Below are 18,203 nucleotides of genomic sequence, written 5' to 3'. Positions count from 1 at the left end.
ACTCTCGCCTACTGGATGACCGGATCAGAAACAGAGAGTAATGAGCTTGTCAACAAAACCTATAGCAGGATCGATCAGGATATGACCGACAAGGAGATATTCAGAATTTTCAGATCATGCTATTTAACCAGTATTGAACCCGAAGGAGAGCTTGTTGCTGACACCTCCTGTTTTCTTCCCGTCACGCCTGAAGAGTCACTGCGTCAGCGGTTTGCCGACATAAAACTCTCGGTTTTGTTATCAGAGATACCCGGAATAAGGCACAGGGATATATCGAAGATAATCGGCAAACCCCTGTTAACCGTTCGATGGTGGTTGTCGCTTGGGCGAAAATCTCTCGTCAACACACAACGGCTAATACCTCCGATAGAGATGTGTCTGCCGATTTCCGGAGCACTGCAATGAAAAAAAAACTTCGCATAGCTCAAATCGCACCGCTGGTAGAGCGTGTACCTCCAAAAAAGTACGGTGGTACAGAGCGGGTTGTCTATCATCTGACGGAGGGTCTTGTCGAAAAGGGCCATGATGTCACCCTCTTTGCTTCAGGAGACTCCCTGACAAGTGCCCGGCTGGTTGCCCCGATTAAAGAGGCTCTCCGTCTTGGCAGAAAAAGTTACTCACCGATCATCGTCAACATGATGATGTTAAGCCGTGTCTATGAGAAGATGCTCAGGGAGTTCGACATCATCCATTCACATCTTGAATACCTGACCCTGCCTTATGCATACAAGGCAAGGGTACCAACTGTTTTGACCATGCACGGTCGTCTTGATCTTGGAAACTACCGCGATGTGCTCCGGCTCTATCCAGATATGGCATATGTTTCCATCAGCGATTCACAACGTGCTCCGGTGCCGGACATCAACTGGGCAAAAACCATTTACCATGGTTATCCCGCATCCTGTTTTGAGTTTAATGAGCACCCGGATGACTACTTCCTCTACCTCGGCCGTTTTTCAGAGGAAAAAAGACCTGAACAGGCAATCATGCTTGCAAGAGCGTGTAATATCCCGTTGAAAATTGCCGCCAAAATTGATCCGGCCGATCAGAACTACTTTGACAAAAAAATCAGGTCATTGCTCGATCACCCGCTTATTGACTATGTGGGGGAGGTGGATGACCGCCAGAAGGTAGCGCTGCTGAAAAATGCCAAAGCGCTACTCAACACCATTGACTGGCCTGAACCCTTCGGCCTGGTGATGATCGAAGCTCTTGCCTGCGGTACACCGGTTATTGTGAGGGGTTGCGGCTCTGCACCGGAAGTTATCACGCATGGCAAAACAGGATTTATCTGTAACAGCAAGCAGGACTTTATTGATGCGATTCATCATGTGGATCGCCTGTCAAGAAAAACCTGCCGTACTGAGTTTGAACGGCGTTTTTCGCTCTCGGAGATGGTGGGGAACTATGAAGATCTCTACTACAGCCTCCAGCAGCAGAAAATAAATAACTATCCACTATCCGCTCCAATGCTGAAGAGTGGAGTCCCAAGTTTCCGCTGATCCCGATGGCCATATGATGACTCGATAAATACACATGACGTGGATTGGCGGAATTCATTTAATCAAACAACCAGAATAGATCATGGCGGATGCATTGCATAAATCGTTTACATGGAGAGTGTTCATCAGCTTCGGGCTCTTCATCGCTTTTTTGATGATTCTTGTTTCGGGTGTGATTCTCTATATCGGGCCTTCAAGCAGAGCACCCGCTGCTGCTGCATGGCGTATGATCGGCCTCACAAAAGGGGAGTGGCAGAACCAGCACATTATTTTCGGGTTTGCCTTTTCCCTGCTCTCGCTCTTCCATCTCCTCGTCATCAACTGGAAGGCCTTTTTCTCCTACGTGAAGTCAAAAGCCGTTGCCGGGATCAAAAGTCCCGGAGAGCTTGTTTTCATTTTGGCGCTCTCGCTCTTCTTCGGAATTGGCACCTACTACAAGATAGAGCCCTTTTCAGCGATCCTTGAGTTTGGCAAAACCATCGCCAAATCATGGGAGGGTAAACCGGTAAACAAACCGCAGAGCAATCAGGGATCGGCTGGTGAGATGAACAACCGGAGCAAACCGGCTGAATGATGAACGGGGAGCAATACAATTGACAGAAAAGGGGAAATCAAGGGTAACCGCATTATCAAACTGTTGCTCAGATGAAAAAGAAGATCAACGCACTCCGGAGGCGGTCACTTCAACCCGCAATACAGCCTGAAACCTCCCGGTTCAATCATTTTCTCTTCGAACGCTCCCGTTTGCTGATCTGTCTCTTGCTGTTTATATCCGCACAACCGCAAGAGACAGAAGCAAAAACCGCCGCAGAGGTTTTCCAGGAGATTTCCGGAAGCGTGGTGGTCGTACAGAACTATGACAGCAACAACAAGCTGCAAAGCATGGGGAGCGGTATTATTCTCCCATCCGGAAATGTGGCAACCAACTGTCATGTGATTGAAAAAGCCGGACGGCTGGCAATTATCTACCAGAAAAAAGAGTATCCGGCCAAACCTCTCTATACCGACCGCTTCAGGGATGTCTGCTCCCTTACGGTCTCCGGCCTGCAAGCGTCGCAACTCATTCTTGGAAACACCAATCAGCTCAAGGTAGGCTCCAAAGTCTATGCCATCGGTGCACCCCAGGGACTTGAGCTGACATTTTCCGACGGAATCATCTCCGGACTGCGAACTGTCGATAAAGGACACTATATCCAGTCTACTGCACCAATATCACTCGGATCAAGCGGGGGCGGTCTGTTTGATGAGAATGCCCGGCTGATTGGTCTGCCCACCTATTTTTTCAAACAGGGCCAGCAGTTGAATTTTGCCCTGCCTGTGGAGTGGGTTATTGATCTTCCCAATCGCAAGTCTGTTGAGTCAAAGGTAAATGCCGGAGATATAGAATGGACCTATCAGGTTACCGCTCTGGAGGAAAAACAGGATTGGGGAGGGATGGTTCAGCTCTGCCAGAGATGGACCAAACAGCTCCCGTCAAGCAGTAACGCCTGGGGGTATCTGGGCGTTGCCTATCTTCAGAAAGGAGAGTTAACCCTTGCCATTGAAGCATATCAGGCAGCGGTTCTTATTCGTCCTGAATATTCGCAATACTGGGCCGATCTTGGTGCCGCCTATGGGCGGGAGGGACAAAAAGCCAAAAAGATAGAGGCGTACAAAAAAGCGGTCAGGCTGAACAATGATTTTGCTCTTGGATGGGTCAATCTTGCCAACGCCTGTGTTCAGAACGGGGATTATGAACAGGCCATCTCCTCTTACATGGAGGTTGTGCGGATCACTCCCGGTGACGCCTCCTCCTGGTATAATATGGGCCATGCCTATCGGGATGCCGGTCAATTCACCAAAGCTGTCGACGCTTATCGGAAGGCGGTAACGCTCTCTCCGGCAAATGCACAATATCTGATAAAACTGGGTCAGGCTTACGGGATGGCCGGTCAGGATGTCAAACAGCTCGAAGCCTACAGAAAAGCCCTTGCGGTTAACCCGGCGTATGTCGATGCATGGCTCTACCTGGGAGTTGCCTATAACAAATCCCACTTGGAAAATGAGGAGCGTGAAGCCTATCTGAAAGCTCTTGTTATTGATCCGAATCACAATGCCATACTCTTCAATCTCGGCCAAAACTATCTTGAACATGGTAACCGGCAAAAAGGGATGGAGGTCTATTCCCGTTTGAAAGAGCTTAATCAGGATCTTGCACAACAATTCTATAATAATTTCAGCAAGCTGATGTTTTTAAAAACCGCGATGCGGTAACGAGCTGCTCATAGAAGGGAGTTGCCATGAATTAACTGAACAATTTGTGTGTAGTGATGTTTCAATCAGGCAGATCAACAGAGGAACAGAATGATGACTACTCCATCCATCAGGAAGCATAGCGGGATCGGCACCATGGTCAGATGCATAGGCTTGTTGATGCTGATGCTGACACCTGCAGAACTTCGGGCGGCACCGATGCCCCTGGAACTCCGGATTGATTATGCCGATTACAACCCGCTCAGCTACGTCCTGAAAAAATTCGGCTGGCTGGAGAAAGAGTTTGACGCAGACCATGTTGCTGTACGGTGGATTTTCAGCGAAGGAAGTAATCAGGGGCTGGATTTTCTGACAAACGGAAGTGTTGATTTTGCTTCCACTTCAGCACTGCCAAGTCTGATCTCAAAAGCAAAAGGAAGTCCGATCAAGGCGGTCTATATCTTTTCGCATCCTGACTGGATTTCGCTTGTGGTCAATCGTGATTCCCCCATTAAATCGGTCCGTGGCTTAAAGGGCAAAAAAATTGCTGCAACGCCGGTTACAGAGCCCTATTTTTTTCTGCTCCGGGCTTTGCATGAGGTTGGTTTGCAGAAAAGTGATGTGATAATTCTTCCCCTGAATCATAAGGAGGGTCGTATTGCACTTGAAAAAAATAAAGTTGATGCATGGGCAGGCATTGATCCTTACGGCATCTCAAGCCAGCTGGAGAGCGGAAGTCGTGTGATCTACCGTAACGAGGCATTCAACAGTAACGGTTTTTTGACCATAACAGAGCCGTTTGCAGTCAGATACCCGGATGTGGTCTCGCGGGTCATCAGAATTTATGAACGGGTTCGAAAGTGGGCGGTAAGCCATCCTGATGATCTGGCGATGATCTACTCTGATGAATCCGGAATCTCACTGCCGATTGCCAAGATAACTCTCAGCAAGGTTGATCTTTCCCGTCCGGTTCCTGCAATGGAGGACATCATCCATCTGAGGGAAGCCGTACCGGTTCTGGTGAAGGAGAAGATGGTCACGAACAGCAGCGTAGCAAACAAGGTGATTGACGAACTGGTTGATCCCGGATTCCTGCCCGGAAGATAATTCAATTGATAAATCTGTCAGAGAAAGGGATTCTTGTGATTTTCGGTTTTTTGATATAACAAATGGATGGAACGTATTCGCTTTTCTCTGTAGTGTCACTCTTTGTCGGTGGTCTGGCGCTCTTTCTCTATGGTATCAGAATTATGAGCACCGGCCTGAAAAAAGCTTCGGGTGAACGGGTTCGTATTCTGATTTCAAACGTGACCGGAAATCGGGTGTACGGGGTGCTTGTCGGAGCATTTACCTCTATGATTGCCCAGAGCAGCAGTGTCATTATCGCCACACTTATAGGTCTGGTTCACTCGCAGCTCATGACCAGCACTCAGGCTCTCGCCGTCATATTCGGAGCGGAAATTGGCACAACGGCCATGGCCCAGCTTTTTGCCTTTCAGTTACACGACTACTCTCTGACAATATTTGCCGCAGGCTTTGCTCTCAACCGATTAGGAAAATCCGAATCTCTTCGTTTTACCGGTGAAGCTCTTTCGGGGTTCGGTCTTCTGTTTTTTGGACTGAAACTTATGACAGAAGCTGTTGCACCCCTTCATAACTATGCTCCGTTTCTATCAGCACTTCGTTATCTGGAGAATCCACTGCTCGCTGTTATGGCAGGCGTAATCATTACCGCGCTTATACAAAGCAGCGGAGCCTTTATCGGCATTGTCATTACGCTTGCACAAGAGGGGTCGCTAACGCTTAATGCCGGGATACCCCTGTTGCTTGGAGCCAATATCGGCACCTGTATAACAGCAATAGTTGCTGGATCGGGAATGCTTCGGGCGGCCAAAAGGGTGGCACTTGCACAGGTGCTTTTTAATGCCGCCGGAGTGATACTTTTTCTTTTTTTTATTCCTGAATATGCTGACTTTATCCGCTCAATCTCCCCGTCAAAAGATAGTTTAGCATCCGACATGGTTGCTTTGGAAGTTCCCCGCCAGATAGCCAATGCCCACTCCTTGTACAATATATTCATGGCCCTTCTGCTGCTCCCTTTTCTTTCAGGTTTCGACAAGCTGCTTAACTGGTTGTTGCCAGATGATCCTGAGGAAATAAGGCAGCGGCCTTCAATATGGTATCTCAAGGAGTCGGCACTTGCAACACCAACGCTCGCAATCCGGTACGCACGCGCAGAAATTGCAAGAATGGCCAGTATTGCCGCAAAAATGGTTGGGGCATCCTGTTTTCACTTTATCCGGAGCGGTCCCGATCGTGATGTGGTATTCCCGAAGCTTTCAGTTCTTGGTGGCATGGTCATGAGAGAGGAGAAACTTGACTTTCTTGAAAAACGCGTTTCAGAGTATCTCATTAAAATTGCCCGAAGGGAACTGAATGAACGGGATTCAAAGGAGGTATTTGCCCTGATGGGTATTGTCAAGGATATCGAATCAATCGGTGATGTAATTGAGACTCTTTCAGGGAAGCTTGTAGGAGGGAAAATGTGGCTGAAAAGCGAGCTTACAGAGGAGGGTAAACACGAGTTGACAGAGTTGCTCAAGCATGTCACCAACGACATGGAGCAGCTTGCCGACTCTCTCAGTGAGATGGACTCCCGATATCCTTCCAGGCTCATTATGCATGATGAAGAGTTCAAACAACTTGTCGCTCATGCAGAGAGTGCGCATATGAACAGAGTCGCAAGGGTAAATGAATCGGAAATTACCCATGATATCCATATGGAGCTCATTAATGTACTCGAACAGGTGCACCATTACTGTAAGAGAATAGCGAGGAGTATCACTGCCTGCAATGAATCGGAACGGTAGGATCGCTATTAATTTGTTCCGAAACCCGATTACTGCGTTGGGCGGTGCCCCCAAACCTTTTGAGCGGGTTACGTAATAAATCGTGATCATGCGTGATCTGTTGTTATTATTGATTCCCTGGTTTTTTCTGCTACTTTTCATTCCTCTTTGCGGTTATAGAGTATAAAAGCTTTTCAAAAAGAGGAACTGGTTTATTTGTAAAATGGAGTTTCACAATCTTCTCTATGTTCAGCAGCTTCCGGTCTCCACTGAGGAGGCCTGGGCTTTTTTCTCCAATCCCGCCAATCTTGCCAGGATCACTCCTCCAGAGATGATGGTCTCCATAACCAGCGAAACGGGTAAGGAGCAGATTTACGAGGGGATGATCATTACCTACACCCTCTATCCTTTCATGATGATTCCCGTCAGGTGGGAAACAGAGATCACCATCGTATCTAAACCTCTGTTTTTTGAGGACGTCCAGAACTCCGGTCCTTATGAATACTGGCACCACAGACACTCTTTCAGAGAGATTGCCGGGGGTGTTGAAATGGTTGACGCTCTTGAGTACGCCCTGCCGATGGGATTGTTTGGTGAGTTCGTAAACACGCTGATTGTTTCCCGACGACTTGAGGAGGTGTTCAGGTACAGAAGAGAGCGGATTGAGAAGATTTTAGGGCGATTGTGAAGAGTTTTGCACCCTGAAAAGAGCCGCACCTTTACAGCAAAAACATTGCAGGCATCTTCACTTCATCAGGCTCCTCCTGAAGGATGAAGCTTGTTTCTTTGTCAGGAATTTCTTATCTATGTCGGCATTACATTGTTCTTTCGTCGTAGCTGGTGCCGGTTTAAAAGCCGGAGAATAGGGAATTACGTGAGAATCGTAAACTGTACCCGCAACTGTACAACGGTAGCCGCAACAAGCGGAGCATGGCCACATGCTCAAGCTCTTTGTGGCAGTTTCAGGTCACTGCATGTTCTCCTCCAGGGAGAGCGGCGGGAAGGCCGGAACAGATTGAGACCGTGATAGTCAGGAGACCTGCCAGTTATTATTTGCATTACAAGATCGGACTACGGGTTATAGTCGGGGCAAAGCTGTACTTCTTTTGCATTGCTCACCGCTTGATCTTTTTGCACAGCATTTTTTGATATTCCCGAACCGTCAAGTTTCATTGAACGGTTGTCACTCTGATGATGTCAAAAACCTGTTGCAGAAATCTTGAGCAGGCAGTGTCGATTTCGGTTACATGCCGCCTTTGAAAGACCCCTGTCAGTTTACTTCTTTAAAAACTGAAAACAGGTTGACCAATTCAATGAACAAAAAAGTATTTCTCGTCGTGATGGCCGCTCTCCTGAGCAGCAAAGGGCTTCTTGCTGAAGAACAGCCTAAACATTTTACCGGTGAAGAGACGGTAGTAACGGCTACAAAAACCATCAACTCCATCAGTAATGCCGGAGGTGCATCGGTAACAGTCATTACATCGGCAGAGATTCGGGCTTCCGGAAAGCACACGGTAGAGGATCTGCTTAAAGGTGTGGCGGGTATTGATGTTTCCGCCAATGGCGGTCCGGGTTCCATGACATCCCTGTTTATTCGCGGGGGTGATGCCAAAAACACGCTTGTACTGATTGACGGCGTTCCGGTAAATGATCCGGCCACAACAAACCGTACGGCAAGCCTCTCCAATCTTACACTCGATAATGTCGAAAAGATTGAGGTTGTCCGCGGCTCACTCAGTGTGCTTTACGGAAGCAATGCCACTGCCGGAGTTATCAATATCCTGACCAAAAAAGGCGATGGCCCCATGAAATCCTATGCCGGTATTGAAGGAGGTGCATACGGGACGTATAAAATCAACGGGGGCGTGAGCGGAAAAACCGGCAAATCGGCATACTCACTCTCACTTGCCCGTCTGAAATCGGATGGTTTTTCGTTTGCTGACGACCGCAATCCGCGTATTCCGCACAGCGGCAATACCAGTGAAAAGGACGGTTATGAAAATACGACGCTCTCCGGATCCTACTCCTATGAGCTGACACCCTCATCGGTCCTTGAAACCACATTCCGCTTTACTGACGCTTCGGTACGGTATGATGAGTCGGCCAACGGCTATACCGGTGACCGGTTTACCTATGTGTGGCCATCCTATGTTGCAAATCCAGCAGGCATGAAGGAGCAGCATAATGACAGCCGTCAGTATGTCGGCAGGGTTGCCTATAAAAATTGCGGAAAGGTAATCGGAAACACGCTCTTCGTGCAGTTCACCAATGAGGAGAGAACCGATTTCGATAACGACGGCGTAAAAACAAACACCTTCACCGGCAAGATGCAGGAGATCGGCTGGCAGGGCGATATACAGGTTACTGACGCCAATATGGTGACAATTGGTTTATCCGGCAAAAATGAGAGTATGAACTATCATGACTTTGTCTGGGGAGCACCCCTGATTGACAAGTCGGTACTCTCGGGAAATATCTGGCTGCAGGATCAATGGAGTGTTGATAATCTGAAAGTGGTAGCGGGAGTCCGGTATGAGGATAATGAGATTTTCGGCAGTAAGGTTACGGCAAGGGTAGCACCGTCATACAGAATCGGCGAAACCGTTCTGAAGGCAAGTTACGGTACCGGTTTTCTTGCCCCCTCGCTCTATCAGCTCTATTCGGATTACGGTTCGGAAACCCTCAAGCCTGAAACAAGCACCGGCATTGATGCAGGAGTCGAACATCGCTTCCGTGATAACCTCCGGGCCGGGATTACCTGGTTCCGTTCGGTCTATGACGACAGGATCGATTTTGATATGGTAACATGGAAATATGCCCAGGTTGCCGGAACATCCAAATCACGGGGCATAGAGAGTTTTATTGAATGGCAGCCGCAGCGTGACCTTCAGCTTGCCATGAACTATACCCATAACAAAACCGAAGACCCTCTGGGTGTACAGCTGGTGCGTCGTCCTGAAAACAAGGTTGGCATCTCCGGCAGATACCGCATCGGCAAATCAGCCGCTGTTGGAGCCGGTATGCAGTGGGTTGATGAACGAAAAGAGGTTGCATCAGCCAAGGATAGCAGCGGAACACCTGTCGGCAAGCTTCCGGACTACTTTCTCCTGAACCTGAACGGATCATACAATCTGTCGGAAAAGGTCGAATTATACGGTCGCATTGACAATGTGTTCAATACCTGGTATGAAGAGGCCTGGGGTTATGCAACTGCGGGAAGGTCGGCGTATGCAGGCGTCAAGATTGCCTTTTAATGAGCACCTCTATAAATCTGTTACGCGATCCGATTGCTTCGTAGGTCGGTGCTCGAAAAGAGATCAAGGACAACAGGGACAGCAGGGACTACAAAGACGAAGAGGAATTTGCCGGGCAACCAAAAGGGATTGCTCCTGCCATTTCGTGTAATTTCGTCTGTTTCGTGGTTCATAAATCTTCAAACCGCTCACGACGATTTATAGAGGATCTCTAATGGAGTAAAATGCAGGAGCGCAACTTTTGAAGTCAATAACCAATGTATAGTTATGAATATGACCATTAGCGAACAGGAAAGGGATGCACTCTACAAGGTCATCTACAGCCGGAGGGATGTGCGGGGGCAGTTCCTGGCAAACCCGGTACCGGAGGAGGTAATCGCACGGCTTCTCGATGCGGCGCATCATGCGCCGAGTGTCGGGTTTATGCAGCCCTGGGATTTTATTGTTGTCAAGGATCGTGCTGTTCGCAGCAAGGTCAGGGATGGTTTTGAGGTTGCTCACGCCGAAGCCGCAGCAATGTTCAGCGACAAAAAGCAGGAGCAGTATCGCTCGTTCAAGCTGGAGGGGATTATGGAATCCCCTCTTGGCATCTGCATCACCTGCGACCGCACCCGCAGCGGGGAGGTGGTGATCGGTCGCACAGCAAACCCGGAGATGGATCTCTACAGCTCGGTCTGTGCCGTGCAGAACCTCTGGCTTGCGGCAAGGGCGGAAAATCTCGGTGTCGGCTGGGTCAGTATCATTCATCACGATCATATCCGTGAAGTACTCGGTATTCCGGAGCATATTGTTCCTGTCGCCTGGCTCTGTGTCGGCTATGTCAGCTTTTTTCATCAAACACCGGAACTTGAGCAGGCAGGCTGGCTGCCGAGAATGGAACTCGATTCACTTGTTCATTACGAAACATGGTAAGCATTGAAAACAGATCAAGGGCTCTGGCGATCTTCGGTACCGCTTCTGATGTCGGCAAAAGTATCGTAGCGACCGCCCTCTGCCGGATATTCAGCAATGCCGGTATTGATGTCGCCCCCTTCAAGGCGCAGAACATGTCGAATAACTCCGGCGTCACGCATGACGGCTTCGAAATCGGCCGGGCGCAGATAGCCCAGGCTGAAGCTGCTCGCGTTGCTCCCTCCGCCGATATGAATCCGGTACTGCTTAAACCCAACTCCGATACCGGGGCCCAGGTTGTGCTTCAGGGAAAGGTGTGCACCGACCGGACAGCGAGGGAGTATTTCGGCAATACTCAGCGCTGGTCGGAGGCTGCTTTTGAAAGTCTTGACCGGTTGATGAAGAAGCATGAGCTGGTCGTGATCGAAGGTGCCGGATCCTGTGCGGAGATGAATCTCTATGAGAGGGATTTTGTCAATTTCAAAACCGCACGACGGGCAAAAGCAGCGGTCATTCTTGTAGCCGATATTGACAGGGGAGGCGTCTTTGCGCATGTGGCCGGAACACTCGCCATTATTCCTCCCGAAGACCGGGCTCTGGTTAAAGGGGTTATCATCAACAGCTTCAGGGGAGACATCTCCCTCTTCCGCGATGGCGTTGCCATGCTTGAAGCTATGACCGGCGTTCCGGTTCTCGGTGTTATTCCTTACTTCAGGGGGTTCAGCATTGATGCCGAAGATGCCGTACCCCTCTCCTCCAAAGTTGATCCGGCGGGATCTCCTTCCCCTGATAAGATCGGCGTTGCCGCAATCTATTTTCCGCACATCTCCAATTTTACCGATCTGTCGCCGCTGGAGCATGATTCGAGGATTGAGCTCCACTACCTCCACTACCCGAGATCCCTGAAGGGGTACAAGGTGCTCATTCTTCCCGGATCGAAAAATGTGCGTGGCGATCTTGGCTGGCTCCTCTCTCTGGGATGGGAGAGTGAAATCCGGAAATTCAGGGAGGATGGCGGAGTCATCATGGGTATCTGCGGCGGCTACCAGATGCTTGGCAACTCGATTGCCGACCCTCATGGTGTTGAAGGCACTCCCGGAACTGCACGGGCTCTCGGCTATCTTGATGTTGAAACCGTGCTTGAAAGGGATAAATGCCTTACAAACGCAAAAGGAACCATTGTTGACGGCAATATTCCGGCTTCAGGATACGAAATCCATATGGGAAGAAGCACCGTTTCGGGTACATGCGGACCATTTATCCGGCTCTCGGAGCGGAACAATAATCCGGAAAATGACCTTGACGGGGCAGTAAGTTGTGATGGAAAGGTGTTTGGAACCTATTTTCATGGTATTTTCAGTGAAAGAGGGGTAAAGGAGTGGTTTCTTCTCCGCTCCGAGCCCTCCTGCCAGCCCTCAGGGCAGGAGAGCGAAGAGAGTGTGGAGAGTTATGAGCGTCTTGCCGAACACTTCACCCTGAATCTTGATCTTGACAGGGTTTTCAGTATTATTGATCGGTCTCTACCATGAAAACACTCTTTCATCATGAGCACGGTGGTGCACGGGCAGGCAAAGAGAGAGCCGAGGGTCGCGAGGTGCTTGACTTCAGTGTCAATATCAGTCCGCTCTTTCCGCCAATCGGAGAACTTTCGTTTGATGATATGCAGCCCCGACACTACCCCTCAATTGATGGTCGCGGTGTACGGCGTTTTTATGCCGAGAAATTCGAACTCAACCCGGCTTCGGTGCTTCCGCTGAACGGAGCCATTGAAGGGATCTACCTCATTCCGCGAGCACTTCGCATCCGTCGTCTGCTCCTGCTCTCGCCCTCTTTTTATGACTATGAGCGGGCAGGAAGAGTTGCCGGCGCCGAGATCAGCTATATTCATCTGGAGAGAGAGAACCGATTTCGTCTGCCGGGCATTGAAGAACTTGCCACTGCGCTGGCAGAGGCCGATGCTTTTTTTGCAGCCAATCCCAATAATCCAACCGGAACCAAACTCCCCCCGGAAATTGTAATGGCCCTTGCAAGCCGTTTTCCGGAGAAATGGTTTATTGTCGATGAGGCATTTATCCAGTTTACTGCTGCCTTTCCGGATAACTCCCTCATGGGGAAGGTGCATGCACTGAAAAATGTCATTGTCATTCACTCACTCACAAAATTCTATGCCCTGCCCGGTCTGCGGCTTGGGGCGGTTGTTGCTCATCCGGAAATCATTCGCCATCTGCTCGATTACAAGGAGCCATGGACGGTCAATTCGGCTGCTGAATCGGTCGCCCTCCGGCTGTTGCAGTGCAACGGATTTGACCGGGAGCTTCGGGAGCTGATTTTCAGCGAGAGAACCAGAGTGGCAGCCGCTCTCTCTGAAATCGAGGGGCTGCATCTCTATGGCGGCAGGGCCAACTTCTTTCTTGCCCAGTGGCAGAGAGGTGTTTCGCTGGACGAACTGCTGGAGTATCTTCGCTCGATCGGGATTCATGTCAGGGATTGCCGGAACTTTGCCGGGCTTGAGGTTAACTATTTCCGTTTTGCCATTATGTTGCCGGAAGAGAATAACCGTCTTCTGGCCGCCATACGGGGTGCCGCCGGATTAAACAGGGAGCATTGAGTTGACAGACGCACTTCCGGAAGCTCTTGTGGCTTCAGCTTTCCTGCTTGACCTCGCACTCGGTGACCCGCGATGGATGCCGCATCCGGTGAGGGGGATAGGCTGGTTTGCCCTCCGGATTGAATCCCTGATGCGTCGCTCACCCCTCCCGTTGCCGGTTGCCGGTATAACAACCGTAATTGCTGTTGTCGGAGCCTCTGCCGGAACAGCATGGCTCCTGATCACTTGTGCCACAAAACTGCACCCTCTCGGCGGAGCTGCCATGAGCATCTACCTGCTCTACACCACCTTTGCCGTCCGCGATCTGGGCGATCATGCTGCCGCGGTAGAGCGGGCGCTTACAGCCGGGGACATTGAAGAGGCACGCAGCAAGGTATCCTTTATCGTCGGACGTGATACACAGGAGATGAATGCAGAAGAAATTGCTCTTGCAGCTACGGAGAGTGTAGCGGAGAACAGCGTTGACGGCGTGACCGCGCCGCTCTTCTATGCGCTGCTCCTCGGCCCGGTCGGAGCAATTGCCTACAAGGCCATCAACACCCTCGACTCCACTTTCGGCTATAAAAACGAACGCTATCTTGCATTCGGGTGGGCATCGGCAAAGCTCGATGACCTTGCCAACTGGTTACCGGCAAGAGTAACGGTACTCTTCATCATGTTCGGGGCAGCTTTCCATAAACTCAGGGTTTTTGATATCTTTCCTGCTGTCCGAATGGGAGCAAAACTCCATGCAAGTCCGAACGCGGGTTACCCTGAAGCCGCATTTGCCGGAGCGCTCGGAGTTCAGTTTGGCGGCACAAGGTCTTACGGTGGAGAGCTGCACCAGGCGCCGATTCTCGGAGTTAGAGCGGTGGAGTGCACACCCCGTACAATCCGCCAAAGCATAACCCTGATGCGTACAACCGCGATTATCTTTCTTTTGTGCGGCATCGGAATCAGGATATTGTTGACCAACACAACACCAATCGAAATATGGATACAATGAAACCTTCAAGAATCCTTCTCTTCACCGGTAATGGCAAGGGTAAAAGTACTGCGGCATTCGGGATGCTCGCAAGGGCACTGGGTCATGGTATGCGGGCAAGGGTGATACAGTTTGTGAAATCTGACAGCTCGGTCGGTGAGCAGAAATTCTTCAGCCGGTTTCAGGAGGTGGAGTGGCAGCAGTTCGGACTCGGGTTTCTGCCGAGGGATCGCGAAAGCCCTGAAATGGAGAGTCACCGGCGTGCTGCCCGTGAAGGGCTTGATGCTGCCCTCGCAGCGCTTGCTTCACCCGAGTATGATTTTGTATTGCTTGACGAGGTCTGTTATGCCCTTGGCGAGCAGCTCTTCGACATTGAACCGCTGCTTGACGCACTCCGGAGTGTCAGGGAGGGAAAAATTGTTGTGTTTACCGGACGCAATGCTCCGGCGTCACTTGTTGCCGCCGCTGATACCGTTACGGAGATGAAGCTCCTCAAACATGCTTTTGAGCAGGGTATTGCCGCCTCTGCAGGTGTGGAAAACTGAAGCCATGAAGCAGAGCAGCACTCCCCGGGTCTGTCGGGACAACAGCTTTACCAGCAAACAGCCTCAAAAAGCGCGGCTCCGGATTGTGCTTTTTCTTCTGGTAATTCCGCTGCTTCTCGCGCTGTCGCTGCTCTTCGGCCCCTCCGGTATCGGGCTGCCCGATATGAACTCTCCGGCAGGTGGAGCCATTTTATCGTTGCGCTACAGCCGTCTGCTGATGGGGATGATGACCGGAGCCGCGCTTTCGGCTTCCGGCGTGGTTTTTCAGGCTCTCTTGCGCAACCCTCTCGCCGAACCCTATGTGCTCGGGGTCAGCGGCGGCGCAGGGCTCGGTGCAACTATAAGCATCCTTGCGGGTTCGAGTGTTATACTCTCATTAAGCCTTCCGGTTGTCGCCTTTGTTTCAGCAGTTCTGACCTTGATGGTTGTCTACGGCATTGCCCGGCAGGGGTCAAGCGGTCAGCCCTCGGTCTACTCTCTTATTCTGAGCGGTGTTATTGTCAGTTCGATCTGCTCAAGCATTATCATGTTCATGGTCTCTACCGCAAGCGTAGAGGGGTTGCATAACGTCATCTGGTGGATGCTCGGCAGCCTGCAGCCCGTCTCCACCGGTCAGCAGCTCCTCTCTCTCGGTCTTATCGTTTCCGCCCTTTTCGGAATATGGCTTCTCTCCCCGCGGCTCAACGCCCTTGCACTCGGCAGGGAGATGGCCCACTATCAGGGAGTGCATGCTGATCTTATCATTGTTTCGGGTCTCCTCTGTGCAACACTGCTTGCAGCCACAGCGGTCTCGCTCTCCGGTATGATCGGCTTCGTGGGCCTTATTGTGCCCCATGTCATGCGTGCGCTTTTCGGGCCGGACAACCGCCGGCTGGTGCCCCTTTCCGCTCTCGGCGGGGGAACCTTTCTGGTGCTCTGCGATGCGGTCGCACGAACCCTTATGGCTCCGGTAGAGATTCCTGTCGGGGTTGTGACCGCCCTTGCGGGTGGGCCGTTCTTTCTGATTATTCTGCAACGGAGGATGAAGCAGGCATGGATAGCTTAGTGAGTACCTCTAAAAATTTATTCCGCGATTCGATTGCTTCGTTGGACGGTGCTCGAAAAGAGATCAAGGACAACAGGGACAGCAGGGACTACAAGGACGAAGAGGAATTTGCCGGGCAACCACAAGGGATTGCCCCTACCATTTCGTGTGATTTCGTTTGTTTCGTGGTTCAAAAATCTTCAAACCGCTTGCGACAATTCATAGGTATGTCATTTTATGAATGAGAACGCACTGACATTCAGCAATGTATCGGCCGGATACAAGGAGAGAGTGGTACTCGACGGGGTATCATTCGCTATCGCGGAAGGGGAGTTTGTCTCCCTTATCGGCCCGAACGGCTGTGGCAAGAGTACACTTCTGAAAACCGCTGCCGCGCTGCTCAAGCCCCTTTCGGGCAGTGTGGCGCTCTTCGGTCAGGATGTCCGGCACCTCAAGCCTGCCGTGCGGGCGTCACTTCTTGGCGTTGTGCCCCAGAAAATCGAATCGCCCATGGCCTTCACGGTGAGCCAGATTGTCATGAACGGAAGAATCAGCTCCATCGGGCCATGGGGCTCACCCTCTTCGCTCGATCACGACATCGTTGAACGATCGATGATCTATACCGATGTTTCGGGACTTCGTGAGCGGTTCTTTACCGAGCTGAGCGGAGGGGAACAGCAGCGCGTTGCCCTTGCCATGGTGCTTGCCCAGGAGCCGAAAATCATCATGCTTGACGAGTCCATCGCCCATCTTGATATCAACCACCGTCAGGAGGTGCTCCAGATTCTCATGAACCTCAACCGTGAAAAACGGATGACCATACTCCTCGTCAGCCATGATCTGACGCTCTCGGCCGGAATCTCGGACCGTTTTCTGCTTATGGACAAGGGTTCGCTGATAAAAGCCGGGACACCGGCGGAGGTGCTCCAGGCGGATCTGCTCAGCCGGGTCTATAACTGCGAACTGCGAGTACAGCAGGATCCCTATACCGGATATCTCCAGGTATCGGGTGCGCAGGATACGCTGCGGCGACGTCGAAAACTTGGCAAAACGGTTCATGTCATTGCCGGAGGAGGGAGCGGACTTGAACTCTACCGCAGGCTGCTTATTGAAGGGTACGAGGTGACTACCGGCGTACTCAATCGCCTCGATTCCGATGCTGAAGCGGCAAGGGCGCTCAACATCAGGGCGGTGCTTGAACAGCCCTTCTCTCCTGTTGGCAGCGATGCCATAAGTGAGGCATCAACCATGATTGATGCGGCCGATTATGTGATTCTGAGCAGTGTTCCCTTCGGTTCAGGCAATCTTGTCAACCTCCGGCTTGCCGAAGGTGCGCTCAACAGCGGCAAAACTGTTCTTCTTGCTGCGGACATTGCCGGGCGTGACTATACCGAGGGTAAAGCTGCTCTTGCTTTATCGAAGCGGATGCTGAGCGCAGGTGCCGTCAACTGGCAAACTATCCCGGAGCTGATGAGCATGCTCCAGCAACACCACACCCTCAACCCATGAGTTGTAAACAGCGATTTCCCTTCCGTTTCGGAACAAGCTCCTATATCATCCCGGCTGATATCATTCCCAATGTTGAATACCTCAGGGAGAGGGTGGACGATATCGAACTGGTACTCTTTGAATCCGATGAGTTCAGCAACCTTCCCTCTCCGGAAGATATGCAGAGGCTTGCAGAGCTTGCCGGGGAGTCCGCGCTTACCTATTCGGTGCATCTGCCGCTTGACAGCTACCTCGGAAATCCCGACGATGCGGTACGAAAGCAGTCGGTCGGCAAGTGCCTCCGGATTATCGAGCTGACCCGTACGCTGCCGAAATCGGCCTATGTTCTGCACTTTGAATCCGGGCCGGGTGTCGATATCAACGGCTTTTCTGAGAGTCAAAAGAGGGATTTTACCGGCGGCCTTCGCGAATCGCTCCGGATGCTTCTTGACGGGTGCGGGGAGCCGGCGTCGAACTTCTGTGCAGAAAACCTCAACTACCCCTTTGAGCTGGTTTGGCCGGTAATCGAAGAGTTTGCGCTCTCTGTTACGCTTGATGTCGGCCATCTTGAGTTCTACGGTTTTCCGACCGGTGCGTACCTCGAACGCTACCTCTCCAGAGCAAAAGTGCTGCATATGCACGGCACTCTTGACGGGAAGGATCACAACTCGCTTGCATACATGAAACCGGAAGCGCTTGATCTGGTGATGTCGCACCTTTACCGATATCCTGATCCCGGACGGGTCTTCACCATGGAGATCTTTTCGGAGAGTGATTTTGACTCATCCTGTGCGGTCATGGAGCGGTTTCTCTCCTGACTGATCCGTCGTAAATAATGTATTTCCA

17 protein-coding genes and 1 riboswitch are annotated in these 18,203 nt (G+C 51.1%); all 17 genes read left to right on the top strand.

Annotation, left to right across the window (positions count from 1 at the left end):
- On the top strand, nt 1-405 hold a 405-nt coding region (locus CFERDRAFT_RS12465), incomplete at its 5' end, for a hypothetical protein (protein WP_040433408.1).
- A complete protein-coding gene (locus tag CFERDRAFT_RS06900) occupies nt 402-1,502 on the top strand; it encodes a glycosyltransferase family 4 protein (protein ID WP_006366499.1) in 1,101 nt (366 codons plus the stop codon). The genes CFERDRAFT_RS12465 and CFERDRAFT_RS06900, both read left to right, overlap by 4 nt.
- A gap of 82 nt (nt 1,503-1,584) precedes the next feature.
- Nucleotides 1,585-2,076 carry a DUF4405 domain-containing protein gene (locus CFERDRAFT_RS06895; RefSeq protein ID WP_006366497.1) on the top strand — a complete coding sequence of 164 codons (492 nt, stop codon included), beginning with the start codon at nt 1,585-1,587 and terminating at the stop codon, nt 2,074-2,076.
- Between the two features lie 71 nt (nt 2,077-2,147).
- Complete coding sequence (locus tag CFERDRAFT_RS11705) at nt 2,148-3,755, top strand: S1 family peptidase (RefSeq protein WP_006366496.1); 1,608 nt, start codon at nt 2,148-2,150, stop codon at nt 3,753-3,755.
- A gap of 90 nt (nt 3,756-3,845) precedes the next feature.
- Nucleotides 3,846-4,841, top strand: coding sequence for an aliphatic sulfonate ABC transporter substrate-binding protein (locus CFERDRAFT_RS06885; RefSeq protein WP_156778022.1), 996 nt, complete (start codon nt 3,846-3,848; stop codon nt 4,839-4,841).
- A 62-nt stretch (nt 4,842-4,903) separates the two neighbouring features.
- Nucleotides 4,904-6,604, top strand: coding sequence for a Na/Pi cotransporter family protein (locus CFERDRAFT_RS06880; RefSeq protein WP_006366494.1), 1,701 nt, complete (start codon nt 4,904-4,906; stop codon nt 6,602-6,604).
- A gap of 202 nt (nt 6,605-6,806) precedes the next feature.
- Complete coding sequence (locus tag CFERDRAFT_RS06875) at nt 6,807-7,271, top strand: SRPBCC family protein (protein WP_006366493.1); 465 nt, start codon at nt 6,807-6,809, stop codon at nt 7,269-7,271.
- Between the two features lie 133 nt (nt 7,272-7,404).
- Nucleotides 7,405-7,644, top strand: a riboswitch (cobalamin riboswitch).
- A 252-nt stretch (nt 7,645-7,896) separates the two neighbouring features.
- Entirely contained in the window at nt 7,897-9,837 is a 1,941-nt protein-coding gene (locus tag CFERDRAFT_RS06870) for a TonB-dependent receptor plug domain-containing protein (RefSeq protein WP_006366492.1), read from the top strand.
- A gap of 267 nt (nt 9,838-10,104) precedes the next feature.
- On the top strand, nt 10,105-10,749 hold the full coding sequence (gene bluB, locus CFERDRAFT_RS06865) for a 5,6-dimethylbenzimidazole synthase (protein WP_006366491.1): 645 nt from the start codon (nt 10,105-10,107) through the stop codon (nt 10,747-10,749).
- The gene (locus CFERDRAFT_RS06860) at nt 10,743-12,257 is read left to right on the top strand and encodes a cobyric acid synthase (RefSeq protein ID WP_006366490.1); all 1,515 of its coding nucleotides are present in this window, start codon (nt 10,743-10,745) and stop codon (nt 12,255-12,257) included. Before bluB ends, CFERDRAFT_RS06860 begins: the two co-directional genes overlap by 7 nt.
- Nucleotides 12,254-13,336: a threonine-phosphate decarboxylase CobD gene (gene cobD, locus CFERDRAFT_RS06855; RefSeq protein ID WP_006366489.1), complete on the top strand. Its 1,083-nt coding sequence runs from the start codon at nt 12,254-12,256 to the stop codon at nt 13,334-13,336. Before CFERDRAFT_RS06860 ends, cobD begins: the two co-directional genes overlap by 4 nt.
- A 1-nt stretch (nt 13,337) precedes the next feature.
- On the top strand, nt 13,338-14,321 hold the full coding sequence (cbiB, locus tag CFERDRAFT_RS06850) for an adenosylcobinamide-phosphate synthase CbiB (protein WP_006366488.1): 984 nt from the start codon (nt 13,338-13,340) through the stop codon (nt 14,319-14,321).
- Complete coding sequence (gene cobO, locus CFERDRAFT_RS06845) at nt 14,318-14,845, top strand: cob(I)yrinic acid a,c-diamide adenosyltransferase (protein WP_232209776.1); 528 nt, start codon at nt 14,318-14,320, stop codon at nt 14,843-14,845. The genes cbiB and cobO overlap by 4 nt, the downstream gene beginning before the upstream one ends.
- A 4-nt stretch (nt 14,846-14,849) precedes the next feature.
- The gene (locus CFERDRAFT_RS06840; RefSeq protein ID WP_040433402.1) at nt 14,850-15,890 is read left to right on the top strand and encodes a FecCD family ABC transporter permease; all 1,041 of its coding nucleotides are present in this window, start codon (nt 14,850-14,852) and stop codon (nt 15,888-15,890) included.
- On the top strand, nt 15,878-16,114 hold the full coding sequence (locus CFERDRAFT_RS06835; protein ID WP_040433393.1) for a hypothetical protein: 237 nt from the start codon (nt 15,878-15,880) through the stop codon (nt 16,112-16,114). Before CFERDRAFT_RS06840 ends, CFERDRAFT_RS06835 begins: the two co-directional genes overlap by 13 nt.
- Nucleotides 16,107-17,378: an ABC transporter ATP-binding protein gene (locus CFERDRAFT_RS06830; protein WP_006366485.1), complete on the top strand. Its 1,272-nt coding sequence runs from the start codon at nt 16,107-16,109 to the stop codon at nt 17,376-17,378. The genes CFERDRAFT_RS06835 and CFERDRAFT_RS06830 overlap by 8 nt, the downstream gene beginning before the upstream one ends.
- The gene (gene cbiR / locus CFERDRAFT_RS06825) at nt 17,375-18,175 is read left to right on the top strand and encodes a cobamide remodeling phosphodiesterase CbiR (protein WP_006366484.1); all 801 of its coding nucleotides are present in this window, start codon (nt 17,375-17,377) and stop codon (nt 18,173-18,175) included. The genes CFERDRAFT_RS06830 and cbiR overlap by 4 nt, the downstream gene beginning before the upstream one ends.
- Nucleotides 18,176-18,203: the final 28 nt, after the last annotated feature.

Source organism: Chlorobium ferrooxidans DSM 13031 (assembly GCF_000168715.1).
Classification (GTDB): Bacteria; Bacteroidota; Chlorobiia; order Chlorobiales; family Chlorobiaceae; genus Chlorobium; species Chlorobium ferrooxidans.
Note: the sequence above shows the minus strand (reverse complement) of the source record. Positions and strands in the feature narration are given on the sequence as shown.

Bases quoted from the DNA above. Each gene is read 5' to 3' on its own strand.
- CFERDRAFT_RS06900 (WP_006366499.1), top strand. From the start codon at position 402: ATGAAAAAAAAACTTCGCATAGCTCAAATCGCACCGCTGGTAGAGCGT.
- CFERDRAFT_RS06895 (WP_006366497.1), top strand. From the start codon at position 1,585: ATGGCGGATGCATTGCATAAATCGTTTACATGGAGAGTGTTCATCAGC.
- CFERDRAFT_RS11705 (WP_006366496.1), top strand. From the start codon at position 2,148: ATGAAAAAGAAGATCAACGCACTCCGGAGGCGGTCACTTCAACCCGCA.
- CFERDRAFT_RS06885 (WP_156778022.1), top strand. From the start codon at position 3,846: ATGATGACTACTCCATCCATCAGGAAGCATAGCGGGATCGGCACCATG.
- CFERDRAFT_RS06880 (WP_006366494.1), top strand. From the start codon at position 4,904: ATGGATGGAACGTATTCGCTTTTCTCTGTAGTGTCACTCTTTGTCGGT.
- CFERDRAFT_RS06875 (WP_006366493.1), top strand. From the start codon at position 6,807: ATGGAGTTTCACAATCTTCTCTATGTTCAGCAGCTTCCGGTCTCCACT.
- CFERDRAFT_RS06870 (WP_006366492.1), top strand. From the start codon at position 7,897: ATGAACAAAAAAGTATTTCTCGTCGTGATGGCCGCTCTCCTGAGCAGC.
- bluB (WP_006366491.1), top strand. From the start codon at position 10,105: ATGAATATGACCATTAGCGAACAGGAAAGGGATGCACTCTACAAGGTC.
- CFERDRAFT_RS06860 (WP_006366490.1), top strand. From the start codon at position 10,743: ATGGTAAGCATTGAAAACAGATCAAGGGCTCTGGCGATCTTCGGTACC.
- cobD (WP_006366489.1), top strand. From the start codon at position 12,254: ATGAAAACACTCTTTCATCATGAGCACGGTGGTGCACGGGCAGGCAAA.
- cobO (WP_232209776.1), top strand. From the start codon at position 14,318: ATGAAACCTTCAAGAATCCTTCTCTTCACCGGTAATGGCAAGGGTAAA.
- CFERDRAFT_RS06840 (WP_040433402.1), top strand. From the start codon at position 14,850: ATGAAGCAGAGCAGCACTCCCCGGGTCTGTCGGGACAACAGCTTTACC.
- CFERDRAFT_RS06835 (WP_040433393.1), top strand. From the start codon at position 15,878: ATGGATAGCTTAGTGAGTACCTCTAAAAATTTATTCCGCGATTCGATT.
- CFERDRAFT_RS06830 (WP_006366485.1), top strand. From the start codon at position 16,107: ATGAATGAGAACGCACTGACATTCAGCAATGTATCGGCCGGATACAAG.
- cbiR (WP_006366484.1), top strand. From the start codon at position 17,375: ATGAGTTGTAAACAGCGATTTCCCTTCCGTTTCGGAACAAGCTCCTAT.